At 65.8% G+C, this 12207-nt stretch carries 10 protein-coding genes and 1 pseudogene; 4 read left to right on the top strand and 7 right to left on the bottom strand.

Annotated elements, in window-relative coordinates; genetic code table 11:
• The first annotated feature begins 243 nt into the window (after window positions 1-243).
• Both RF637_RS01265 and RF637_RS01270 read left to right on the top strand, forming a co-directional pair.
• On the top strand, window positions 244-747 hold the full coding sequence (locus RF637_RS01265) for a Fur family transcriptional regulator (RefSeq protein WP_231885586.1): 504 nt from the start codon (window positions 244-246) through the stop codon (window positions 745-747).
• A 72-nt stretch (window positions 748-819) separates the two neighbouring features.
• Window positions 820-2346: a catalase gene (locus RF637_RS01270; protein ID WP_368843954.1), complete on the top strand. Its 1527-nt coding sequence runs from the start codon at window positions 820-822 to the stop codon at window positions 2344-2346.
• Window positions 2347-2543: 197 nt separating this feature from the next.
• On the opposite strand, the gene RF637_RS01275 is transcribed toward RF637_RS01270, so the two are convergent.
• Genes RF637_RS01275 through RF637_RS01290 form a run of 4 tightly spaced genes read right to left on the bottom strand, consistent with a single transcriptional unit; the run spans window position 2544 to window position 6084 of the window.
• A complete protein-coding gene (locus RF637_RS01275; protein WP_368843955.1) occupies window positions 2544-3746 on the bottom strand; it encodes a DUF2334 domain-containing protein in 1203 nt (400 codons plus the stop codon).
• A gap of 50 nt (window positions 3747-3796) precedes the next feature.
• The gene (locus tag RF637_RS01280) at window positions 3797-4447 is read right to left on the bottom strand and encodes a family 16 glycoside hydrolase (RefSeq protein WP_064846679.1); all 651 of its coding nucleotides are present in this window, start codon (window positions 4445-4447) and stop codon (window positions 3797-3799) included.
• Window positions 4444-5784, bottom strand: a complete 1341-nt coding sequence (locus RF637_RS01285) for a glycosyltransferase family 2 protein (RefSeq protein ID WP_368843956.1) — start codon at window positions 5782-5784, stop codon at window positions 4444-4446. The genes RF637_RS01280 and RF637_RS01285 overlap by 4 nt, the downstream gene beginning before the upstream one ends.
• A 3-nt stretch (window positions 5785-5787) precedes the next feature.
• Complete coding sequence (locus RF637_RS01290) at window positions 5788-6084, bottom strand: hypothetical protein (protein ID WP_368843957.1); 297 nt, start codon at window positions 6082-6084, stop codon at window positions 5788-5790.
• Window positions 6085-6183: 99 nt separating this feature from the next.
• Here RF637_RS01290 and RF637_RS01295 point away from each other — a divergent pair, with 99 nt between their 5' ends.
• The gene (locus RF637_RS01295) at window positions 6184-7197 is read left to right on the top strand and encodes an o-succinylbenzoate synthase (RefSeq protein WP_368843958.1); all 1014 of its coding nucleotides are present in this window, start codon (window positions 6184-6186) and stop codon (window positions 7195-7197) included.
• Window positions 7198-7257: 60 nt separating this feature from the next.
• On the opposite strand, the gene RF637_RS01300 is transcribed toward RF637_RS01295, so the two are convergent.
• The 3 genes and pseudogenes from RF637_RS01300 to RF637_RS01310 form a co-directional block, all read right to left on the bottom strand.
• A complete protein-coding gene (locus RF637_RS01300) occupies window positions 7258-8607 on the bottom strand; it encodes an MFS transporter (protein ID WP_368843959.1) in 1350 nt (449 codons plus the stop codon).
• Window positions 8608-8617: 10 nt separating this feature from the next.
• Complete coding sequence (locus RF637_RS01305; protein WP_085108609.1) at window positions 8618-9163, bottom strand: flavin reductase family protein; 546 nt, start codon at window positions 9161-9163, stop codon at window positions 8618-8620.
• Between the two features lie 43 nt (window positions 9164-9206).
• A pseudogene (locus tag RF637_RS01310) lies at window positions 9207-9502 on the bottom strand (IS3 family transposase); the annotation flags it as partial.
• A 380-nt stretch (window positions 9503-9882) separates the two neighbouring features.
• Between RF637_RS01310 and RF637_RS01315 the strand changes: the two are divergent.
• Entirely contained in the window at window positions 9883-12108 is a 2226-nt protein-coding gene (locus tag RF637_RS01315; RefSeq protein WP_368843960.1) for a PhoX family phosphatase, read from the top strand.
• The last annotated feature ends 99 nt before the right edge of the window (window positions 12109-12207 follow it).

Genomic DNA, 12207 nt, shown 5'->3' on the forward strand with positions numbered 1-12207 from the left:
CCCGCGCGAACGGACGCGCCGCCGGACAGCGGGCAGGAACATCTGTGGTGCAGAACGACCAGAAAACAAGGAAAAACCGTGCGGATCGCGGCATGGATGTAGTGGAGAGCGTTTGCCGCGGCGCCAGAGGGTGAGGAGGGGCAAGCCGCCCTCCCCGAGGGTTCACCCTCCCGTCACCCCTACGTCGTCCGGCACACCCCGCAACCTTTTGATGAGTAACTCAAAACATGACATAGTGAAGTTATGACCTCGACCACTCTCACCGATCAGCCCGGGGGGCGGGAGAACGGCGGCGGCGCCGTCGTGCCCGTGCCGTGGACCGATCGGATCCGGGCGGCCGGACTGCGAGTCACCAAGCCCCGACTGGCGGTGTTGGACGCGCTCGAGCGCCACCAGCACGCCACCGCGGACGAGGTGCTCGCGGACGTGCGCACGGCATTGCCGGAGATCACGGTGCAGTCCATCTACGTGGTGCTGCACTCGCTCACGGACGCCGGACTGTTGCGCCAGCTGGACCTGGCGAACTCCCCGGCACGGTACGAAACCCGGGTCGACGACAACCACCACCATGCCGTGTGCACGGTGTGTGGACGCATCGAGGACGTCGCCTGTGCCGTGGGGCATGCACCGTGCTTGACTCCCAGCGAGACCCACGGGATGAGCATCCACGTGGCCGATGTCGTCTACCAAGGCGTGTGTTCCGACTGCTCGGCCCAGCGGGCCGGTGCGACCGCGGTGCCCGTCTAGACCCCTGAGCTCCGGGAACCCATCTGGGCCACCGGTTCACCCACCCATCCCAACCCCATCAAGGAGTACGCGATGACGGAATTCACCCCGCACGCCACCGGGTCCACGACCCAGGCCGGCATCCCCGCTGTCAGCGACCGCAACTCGCTGACCACGGGCCGCGACGGAGCCATCGTGCTGCACGACCACCACCTGGTGGAGACCCTGCAGCACTTCAACCGGATGAACGTTCCCGAGCGTCGTCCCCACGCCAAGGGCGCGGGCGCGTTCGGCACCCTGGAGATCACCGAGGACGTCTCGCAGTGGACCAAGGCGGACTTCCTGCAGCCGGGCAAGAAGACCGAGATGCTGGCCCGCTTTTCCACCGTCGCCGGCGAGCTGGGATCCCCGGACACCTGGCGTGACGTCCGTGGCTTCGCCCTGAAGTTTTACACCGAAGAAGGCAACTTCGACCTCGTGGGCAACAACACCCCGGTGTTCTTCGTGCGCGACCCCATGAAGTTCCCGCACTTCATCCGCTCCCAGAAGCGCCTGCCGGACTCCGGCCTGCGTGACGGCACCATGCAGTGGGACTTCTGGACCAACAACCCCGAGTCCGCACACCAGGTCACCTATCTCATGGGTGAGCGCGGTCTGCCCAAGACCTGGCGTCACATGAACGGTTACAGCTCGCACACCTACATGCTCGTCAACGAGCAGGGCGAGAAGTTCTGGGTCAAGTGGGCCTTCATCTCCCAGCAGGGTGTGGAGAACCTCTCCAATGAGGAGGCCGAGCGCCTGGCCGGTGCCGACGGTGACGTCCACCGCCGCGACCTCTTCGACGCCATCAAGAACGGCGAGTTCCCCAAGTGGGACCTGTACTGGCAGATCATGCCGTACGAGGAGGCCAAGACCTACCGCTTCAACCCCTTCGACCTGACCAAGGTCTGGCCCCAGAAGGACTACCCGCGGCACAAGGTCGGCACCATGACCCTGAACCGCAACCCGGAGAACTTCTTCGCGGAGATCGAGCAGGCCGCGTTCTCCCCGGCGAACATGGTTCCCGGCACCGGCAACTCCCCGGACAAGATGCTGCTGGGCCGCAACTTCGCGTACGCGGACGCACAGCTCTACCGCATCGGCACCAACTTCCAGCAGCTGCCGGTCAACCGCCCGATCAACGAGGTGCACACCTACAACTTCGAGGGCCACATGTGGTACAACCACTCCGGCGCTCGTCGCGTGTACGCCCCGAACTCCTTCGGTGACTCCTGGTCGGACGAGACCGGTCCCGTGGACAACGGCTGGGAGGACGACGGCGCTCTGGTCCGCGAGGCCTACACCTTGCGTCAGGACGACGACGACTTCGGTCAGCCGGGCACCCTGATCCGCGAGGTCTTCAACGACGCGCAGCGCGCGCAGTTCGTGCAGACCGTGGCCGGCGCCCTCGAAGGTGTCGAGGAGCCGGTGCTCTCCAACGCCTTCCAGTACTGGAAGAACGTGGACGAGAACATCGGTCAGCGTATCGAGGAGGCCGTCAAGTCCAACGCCGCCAACCCCGAGGTTCCGGGCATGGGCGTGGACGAGGACCCCACGAGCAACTCCGAGATCAGCGAGTAACGCTCCGGGGGTGAACGGACCCCGGGTGAGTTCGGTGGGCGCGGCCGCGGTGGGATGACCGCCGTGCGGGGCTCCCGGCCGCCGAAGGCCGCCCACCCCTGACGTTCACACGCGTGCGAACACCCGGTCAGTGATCCTGGCCGGGTGTTCGCGCGTTCTGGGTCCAGGGTGCCCACCCGGGGGCGCCGACCCGGACGCTACTTCAGCTCCGTGACCGGTCGGAACTCGTACCCCAGCTTCTTGATGCCGGTGACCGTCTTCTTGAGGTACTCGATGTCCAGGTACGGGTGGAAGAAGAAGCTCGCGGTGGATTCGCGCACGGTCAGGTTCGCATTGGCCCGTGAGACCAGGAACTCCGGGGTGCGGGCGGCATGGTTGTTCTGCTCGCCCTCGGTGATGTTGCCCAGGTTCTCGGGGTACACCGTTCCGCCGTAGATATCGCTCACCGTGAATGGGAACTGCTGGCTGTAGGACTTACCGGCTTCGGAGGGGTGCCCCGTGAGGATGCCCGCGTAGTAGTCGCCCTGTTCGTAGCGCGCGTCGTACTCCTGGGCCATGGCCACGTACGAGTTTACGGAACCGCCGTAGTGCGGTGTCTCGAAGATCGTGGGCTCACCCAGACCGGCGTGCTCCATCACGGAGCGTCCCGCGTCCAGGCGGTCCTCCCACCCGTCCACGTCGTCCTGGGCCACGCGGCGCAGGTCCTTCGGGTTGGACTCCGGGCCCACGTCCTCCAGGCGCACCGCGGCCTGCTTCACCGCGGGGGCATCCGAACCCACGAGGTCGTAGAAAAGATCCGTGTAGACCAGGTACACGTCGTTCGCGTCGATGTAGTCCAGGGGCACCTCGGCCAAATACGTGAGGTTCGCGGAGCGAATGGCCCAGGGGGCCTCCGGGGAACCGTTCGCCGTGCACGAGGTGGGCTTACCGCGCTCGGTGCACTGCGACGTCGCCAGGACCTCCACCTTGTCGTTCGTGCCCGTGAACGGGACCACGATCTCAGGGGCACCCTGGGTCTCCCGGTGCACCTTCTCGCCCTGGTACTCGACCGAGGTGACCTTGGAACTGTCCACCGTGGTCGCGGCGCGGGGGTCCCAGCCGTACTTGTCCCGGAACTGGGCGTTCTGCGCGTCGTCGGGACCCGCGAGGGCCTCGATGTTGCGGCCCAACCACATCACGGGCTTGTCGGTGGAGCGGACGTCGTCCAGGAAGGCCTGGGGGAGCGGGACGCGGTGGTCTGCGCCGATGTACACCGCGGCGTCGTAGTTCTCGACCATGGCGTCCGTGTAGTCGGCCACCGGCTTGAGTTCGGTCTTCCCGAAGTGTGTGAGCAGGGTGCCCGTGGCGATCGCGTACATGGCGTTGGTGTCCGCGGCGGCACCGGTGTTGTCGAAGAGCACGCCGTGCGCACCCCGCAACCGTCCGCGCCAGCCCGGCGCGGACGATCCCGTCAGCCCTGCCCCATGATCTCGAAATCGTGGAACAGGACCTTGGCGTCCTCCGTGTACAACCCGATCGCGCCACCTCGGTAGGGAGTCTCCTCGTCCGTGACGGTGGCCAGTTCGGTTCCGTCCACTGTGACCGTCATTCTGGGCCAGTCCTGCGTGATCTCCACCCGGTAGTCCCTGCCCACCGGGAAGGTCCGGTCCCCACCGGAGGCGATGAACCGCTGCGCCCCCGGGTAGGCCGGGTCCTGCTTGGAGATCTCCCAGCCGTTGGGTTTGAGCGCCACCGCGTAGAAGTGGTCGTTGTCGCGCAGGTTCCACTGCACCCAGCCCACTTCCCACGCATTGGGTTCGTCATTGCGGCGCAGTTGCTCCTCGGTGCGCACCGTGACGGCGAAGTCGGCGTCGTCGTAGTTCTCCACCGTATGCACGAGCGCCCCGTGGGTCACGATGGCGGCCTCGGCCGTGTGGGGTTCCAGCAGCACCTGCCGGTCGTTGCCCTTCACGGTGCCGTAGCCCGTGTACATGACCTGCCAGCGCCCGTGCACCTCCCCGTCCGCCCACGGCTGCACGCGCCACAGGTTATTCATGACGGCCATCACCGCGAGCACCAGCACGATCGTCGCGACGAGTACGACGACGCCGCGTTTCCTCATGCATGGGCCTCCACCGTGAGCTCCCGGGCCGAGGAGTCCACCTGCTCCTGGTTCTCGACCACGCGTTCCGTCTTGGCCCAGCCGTTGTGGCCGCGCACCGCGCGCCACGCGGCCTTCCAGCCGGCCACATACCACAGCACGGCGTAGAGCACGTAGAGGTGGACCAGGCCCACGGCCTTGACCGGGTTCAGACCGCTGTGACGTTCCTGCGACCAGTACACCAGCCCGTAGAGCAGCGCGGGTCCGAACGCGATCAGGTAGGACGAGAGCCACCACCCGGAAACCACGGCGTGACCCGTGACGATCCCGACTGCGAGGTCCAGCACCCAGAAGGCGAACGCCAGGGACAGGAAGGACGTAAGCAGCAATAGGAACGGGCTCGTCAGGTGGTACAAGAGATCCGCCCGGCGGCTGCCGGTGAGGTCCCGCAGCACCCACGGCACCAGGTTCCAGGACTGCAGGTGGCCCTGGAACCACCGGGTGCGCTGCTTGACCCAGCGCTTGACGTCAACGAGCCCCTGCTGGTGCACGGACGCGGTGGAGACGAACTCGGTCTGCCACCCGTCCATGAGCAGTCGCACGCCCAAATCCAGGTCCTCGGTGAGGCTGCGCGACCACGGGGACACACCCAGCCCGTCGAGTGCGGAGAGCCGGACGAACTGGCCGTTGCCGCCGAGTCCCACGCTGCCCAGGTGTCGGCGGCCCCGCTGGAACACGTGGGTGTAGAGCACGAACTCGAGGTCCTGCACCCGGGCCAGGAGGTTCTGCTGGCGGTTGTTGATCCGCACGCCGATCTGCACCGCGCCCAGGCTGTTGTCCTTGAACAGGGGCATGACGTCGTCCAGGGCGTGTGGGTCCAGACGCCCGTCCGCGTCCATGACGCACACGACCACGTCCGAATGGGGCGTCCCGGCGATCAGATCGCTCGTGCGCAGGTATTGGATGGCGGCGTTGAGCGCCTCGCCCTTCCCCTCGCGGGCGCGGGGCAGGGTGCGCTGGAACAGGTGCACGCGCGGGTCCGGGAACGAGCGCACGATCTCGGCCGTGCCGTCGTCGGAACCGTCGTCGATCACCATGATCTGGACGTCCGGGTGGTCCAAGCCGGCGAGCCGCTCGAGGCTGGGCCGCAGGACGCGTTCCTCGTTGAGGCACGGGATCAGGAAGACCACCTTGTGGTGGCCGGGGACGGTGGCGATCTTCACCCTACGGTGCTGCGAGCGCTGCGGTTCGAAGCGGGAGAGCACCAGGATGAACATGCCGTACAGGACGCTCAGGGCCACGAGGACCACGGCGAGCACCAGGATGAGGTCGATGCGATGACCGAAGACCAGAATCACGGTTCAGCCCTTCACCCTCAGCGCGTGCCGACCGTGCGCGGGCAGCTCCTGGTACGGCTGGTCCTCGGCAGCGGTCACGGGCGCCATCTCCCGCGGATGGGCGGCCTGGCGCGGCCTGCGCCGGATCTGGTGCCACGTGGTGATGGCGCTCGCGATGGACACCGTGCTGAGGAAGAACAGTAGGTACGCCAGGAACAGCACCATGGCGATCATCAGCAGCACACGGCTGCCGCCCTGCAGGAACGCCTGCAGCGTTTCCCCCACGGACGCGATTTCGGACAGCGCAAAGACATGCAACACGAATCCCCCGATTCCCCCTGTGGTGTCGCGATCATCCCCCCGGACTCACGACACCTGTGACCCGGCGTTGCGATCAAGGCGGACACGTACCCTAGGGCCATGCTCTCTTCGGTCACGCCCATACCCCCACTGTCCGATCTGCTCGATACCGCTCGGGTGGTTTCCCTGCCCATGCGCGTGCGGTTCCGGGGGGTCACCGCCCGGGAAACGGTCGTCTTCCACGGCCCGGCGGGTTGGGGCGAGTTCGGTCCTTTCCCCGAGTACGAGGACGCCGAAGCGGCGTCGTGGTTGCGCGCGGGCATCGAGGTGGCATGGACCGGGTTCCCCGACCCCGTGCGCACCCGGGTGCCCGTCAACGCCACGGTCCCGGCCGTCCCCGCCGAGCGCGTCCCGGAGGTCCTGGCGGGGTACGGCGGCGCGGTGCACGCCGTGAAGATCAAGGTCGCCGAACGCGGACAGAGCCTCGCGGACGACGTCGCTCGCGTCGCCGCCGTGCGCGCCGCCCTCCCGGACGCGCAACTGCGCGTGGACGCGAACATGGGCTGGAGCGAGGACGACGCCGTACGCGCACTCACCACCCTGAGCGAGTTCGAGCTCGCGTACGCCGAGCAACCCGTGGCCACCGTGCCGGGGCTGGCCGACGTGCGCCGTCGGCTGCGGGACGCGGGGAACAAATTGTTGATCGCCGCGGACGAATCCGTGCGCAAGGCGCAGGACCCGCTGGCCGTGGCTCGGGCCGACGCGGCGGATCTGATCGTGGTTAAGGTCGCACCCCTGGGCGGGGTACGCCAAGCGCTGGAGATCGTCGCGCAGGCCGGGCTGCCCGCCGTCGTCAGCTCCGCGATCGACAGCTCGGTGGGGATCCGGGCGGGCGTGGCACTCGCCGCGGCGTTACCGGAGTTGCCGTACGCGTGCGGGCTCGGGACGCTGTCCCTGATGACCGCGGACGTCACCGCCGAGCCCCTGCGCCCGGTGGACGGCTACCTCCCGGTGCGGGACGTGGCGGTCTCGGAGGATCTGTTGACGGAACACGCGGTCACGGGCCCGCGCCGTGACTGGTGGCTCGAGCGGATCTCCCGCACGTATGAGGTGCTGCGGGGCGGGGACGTTTAGACGGCGGAAGGGGCCGACACTACGCATGGGTAGGATCGGCCCCTTCTTGGCAAGTCCGGTTCAGCGACGGGCAGCCGGAGTGGGCTCCTCGGTGGCGGATTCAACCAAAGGAGTATCGATATGGGGCTTCAAGCGCGAGGCCGCGAAGGCAGCTAGAGCTACCACGACCGCAACCCCGATGTAGAGCTGGGTCGGTGACCAGCCGCCGTCGAGGAGGGTGCCCACCAGAATGGGTGCCAGAATGGCTCCCACCCGGCCAATTCCGATACCCCATCCGACACCGGTTGCTCGCACCTCCGGCGCATACGTCTGAGGCGCCACGGTGTAGAGTCCCGCAACACAGCCGTTGATGAGCATTCCCACGACAACACCACTCAGGAATGCGAGAGCCGGAATTGATGTAGTAGTAATGAATGCCACCAATAGCACGGCCGCAAGAATAGTGAACACCACGAGCGTGTTGCGCGCGTTACGCCGAATGGTCAGAACACCGTAGATCAGCGAACCGAAGGTTCCACCCATGGTCAGCATCAGGCCCCCCACGATGCCTTGCTGCTCCGTCATCCCGGATTCAACCAGAAGTCTCGGCGTCCACGAATTCGCGAAGTAGAAGCCGAACATGATGACGAAGAACGATACCCATAGCAGGATGGTCGAAACCCGGTACCGGCCACCAAGCAGCTGCGTCACGCTACCCTGTGACGAATTGGTTGTGGTGGGTGCATCCCCCAGGAAAACGTCCCCCTTGAGCCCGATCCGTCGGGCAATTCCAGCCACCTTCTCTTCGGCATTCTTGGGGCGTCGGACACGGTAGTAATCAACAGATTCTGGCAGGATCACCAGGATCAAAACGGCTGCGAACAATGTCACAAGGCCGCCGGCAAGGAACACGGAGCGCCATCCGAAAGCGGGAATCAGCTGGGTGGCGCCCATTCCACCCAGTGTGGCACCCACCCCGTAGCCAGCGGTGTAGATACTGATGGCCATGCCGCGATTCTTCAAATTGGAGTACTCGCTGGTGATGACCGTAACCGTTGCGAGGATGCCGCCCACACCCAGCCCGGTGATGACTCGCCATGCGCCCAGCTCAAGGGCGGAGTTCGCCGTGGCGGAAAGGAACAAACCTACGGCATTGATGCCAACCGCGACCAACAAGATCTTGCGACGTCCGAAGCGATCAGCGAACGGGCCCAGCAAGAGTGATCCAGCAGCCATGCCGATCAGACCGGAACTCAGCAGCCAGCCCAGCTGGGCTCCTGTGAGTTCGAACTCCTTGGAGACGGAGGTCGCGGTGAAGGCCATTGCCAACACGTCGTACCCGTCGAGGGCGTTGAGAAACGCGGCTAGTGCAACAATGACCCATTGATATGCCGACATCTTGGAAATGTCGATCTTACGGCGAATGTCCAAAACATGCCTTTCAGGGAACGTCGATGGTTACGAGGGCTGACTGTGCGGGGTTTCCCGGAGTTGAATCCGGTCGAGTTGCTACTGCGCGGGAGACGCAGCAGCACATTGTGGCGTTCGGGGCCTTCTGGCGGTCGGAATAGAAGACGTCTCGATGATCAACTTCCCCGGAAAGCTCCAGAATCTTCACCTGACAGAGACCACACTCTCCCCGGCGACAATCCGACATGGTGTCCACACCTCCGCGTTCCAGCGCTTCGAGCATCGACTCATCCGAATTCACGGTGGTCCTGAAGTTCAATCGGGGAATATGGACTTCGAAGGGCTCGGCCTCGTACCATCCACTGTTCCCGAACGTCTCGTACCTCAAATTGGTAGGGTCCAGGCCGTTATCGGACCACGCCCTGCGGACAGCATCCATCAAGCGAATGGGTCCGCACATGTACAGCTCGGTGCCATCGGCAACGCTGCTCACGAGATCAGCGACATCCAGAGTTCTCCCCCGATCATCCAGGTGAACCTCGATACGGTCGCCGTGCAGCGCCTTCAAATCCTCCATGTAGGCATGGGCACTGCTGCACGGTGAGGTGACAGTTCTATTGTCAAGCCGCGAGGTCCACGGCTGGGTTCATGATGGTCTCGCATTCCATCGGGGTCAAACGGCCCAGGCGAACCTGTCGGCGGCGCCGGTGGTAGGTCTGTTCGATCCAGGTGATAATCGCGATCCGCAGCTCGTCACGGGTCCGCCAGCGACGGCGATCGAGGACGTTCTTCTGCAGCAACGCGAAGAAGGATTTCCGCGCCGCGTGGCCGCATTGACCAGTGCGTTCACCGCGAGGCGGGCCTTCATCCGGGAATCCATGGAGTAGCCCACGATCCGCCCGCAGAACGCGTCTTTACGAACGACGTCTTCGCGGAACTCTCGGGGATATGCAGCGGGCATGGTGCATATCCTTCCAGGCCGCCCGACGGGCAAGCCAGATCAGATGTCACCTCCCCCGTACAGCAGTTCCGATCCATGATGAGGGGCCGAGGTGGCTCGAACTTGCCCCAGCACGTCAACGGGGGTTGAAACCCGCCCCTGTATGCAGCCCGGGACCCAAAGTCGCCACAATGCGGCACGCGGCGCGCGGGGCCCCGAAGGTGGTCCGTGACGGACGCGCAATTAACCCGTCGTTCGCCCGCTGGTTGCGTGGCGATCACGCCGTGATGGTGGTCTGAGCAGCGGAACCACTCGCTGACATGCGTCAATGCATGTCCCACCCAGGGAGCCACGCCATGACCCAAGCACCCGAACGCCGTCGCCTGTTGCCCATGCTGGGCCACGTCAACGGCAAGCGAAGCCCGCTCACGTGTGAACTCAAGTGCGGTAGCCAGTGCATGACCCCGGACGCGAATACATCCGGCAACGAGTACGTGCACGACGTCATCTCCGCAGCCGTCAGCCGCCGTGCCGCCCTGGGTCTGGGGATGGCCGGGGCCGTGACCGTGGGTGTGGTCGCCGCGACCGCCCAGCCGGCCGAGGCCACCTACGCCTACTGGGGTCAGGGCCGTGCCCGCCTGGACTTCACGCCCATCAAACCCGTGGACATGACCGTGGACGACCTCTCGGTGCCCAAGGGCTACGACTGGTCGCCCATCATCCGCTGGGGTGACCCCCTGTTCTACGACTCCCCGGAGTTCGACCCCAAGAACCAGACCCCCGAAGCGCAAGCCAAGCAGTTCGGGTTCAACTCGGACTATCTGGACATCATCCCGGACCCGAACGGGCTCACGGGCGTGCTGGTGAACAACCACGAGTACACCAACGAGAACACCATGTTCCCGGCGGGCTACGACAAGACCAACCTGGCCAGCATGGTCAAGACCGCGATCCAGGCGCACGGCATGTCGGTCGTGGAGATCTCTCGCACCAAGGTGGGGGAGCCGTGGACCTATGTGCGCGGTGGCGCTCGCAACCGTCGCATCACGCTGACCACCACGTTCGTGATGGACGGGCCCGCCGCGGGGTCCGATCTGCTCAAGACGCAGGACGACCCCACCGGCAAGCGCGTGCTGGGCACCCAGAACAATTGCTCGGGCGGTGTGACACCGTGGGGCACGGTGCTCTCCGGTGAGGAGAACGTGCACCAGTACTTCATCACCTCCGGCACCGCCGAGGAGAAGCGCTACGGCTTCCCCACGACCATGCCGTCCCGCCGCTGGCCCGAGGTGGAGAAGCGCTTCGACGCCCGGATCGAGGGGTACAAGAACGAGCCCAACCGCTTCGGCTGGATCGTGGAGATCGACCCGCAGAACCCCAACTCCGCGCCCATCAAGCACACCGCACTGGGCCGCTTCAAGCACGAGGGTGCGAACGTGCGCGTGGGTGACGACGGCACGGTGGTCGCGTACTCCGGTGACGACGAGAAGTTCGAGTACATCTACAAGTTCGTCTCGTCCCGCAAATACCGCAAGGGCGACAAGGCCCACAATATGAAGTTGCTCTCCGAGGGCGACCTCTACGTGGCCCGGCTGCGCGGCAACTCCCAGGCCCCCGAGATCACTGGGACGGGCCAGCTGCCCCGCGACGGCGAGTTCGACGGCACCGGCGAGTGGCTGCCCCTGCTCAAGGGTGGAAAGTCCATGGTCCGCGGCATGTCCGTGGAGGAGGTCCTGGTCTACACCCGCCTCGCGGCGGACAAGGCCGGCGCCACCAAGATGGACCGCCCGGAGGATGTGGAGCCCAACCCCCACACCGGCAAGGTGTACGCGGCGCTGACCAACAACTCCGATCGCGGCAAGCCCGGCAAGGCGGACGTGGACGAGGCCAATCCCCGCACCGGCAACCGTGACGGGTACATCCTGGAACTGACCGAGCGCAATAACCGGCCCCAGGCCACGCGCTTCGACTGGAACCTGTTGCTCGTGTGCGGTGACCCCACCAAGGATTCGGGGACGTACTTCGGCGGGTTCCCCAAGGAGAAGGTCTCCCCGATCTCGTGCCCCGACAACGTGGCCTTCGACAAGGCGGGCAACCTGTGGATCTCCACGGACGGTGCGCCCTCCAAGATCGGCTACAACGACGGTCTGTTCAAGGTGGACCTCCAGGGTGCCAATCGCGGTCGCGTGCAGCAGTTCCTGGCCGTGCCGCAGGACGCGGAGACGTGCGGTCCCGTGATCCACGACATCGAGGGCATGGTCTACGTGGCCGTGCAGCACCCCGGTGAGGACGGCACGTTCGAGCAGCCCCGCTCGTACTTCCCCGACTACGTGCTGCCCACGCGCGCCGGGGCCGGCGAGTTCTCCATGCCGCGCCCCGCGGTGGTCCAGGTCTTCCACAAGAACCGCGAGGACCAGCCCGAGTTCCCCGGTGGCGTGAGCGACAAGCCGGGTAAGGGCCGCAACCAGGACAAGCGCCGCAAGAACGGCAAGAACGGCCCCAAGTACCGCGGGTACCAAGGCAAGAGCAATGCCGAGCTCAAGCGCCGCGCTCGCCAGGCGCCCAAGTCCTTCGAGGGCTGAGCTCGTAGCACCACCGCACGCGCGGGCGGGATCGCGGGGGACCGCGGTTCCGCCCGGGGCGTCGTGCCCGGAAACAGCGGGCGACGACGCCGCGGTGTC

This window comes from Kocuria sp. CPCC 204721 (assembly GCF_040980945.1).
Lineage (GTDB): Bacteria > Actinomycetota > Actinomycetes > Actinomycetales > Micrococcaceae > Kocuria > Kocuria marina.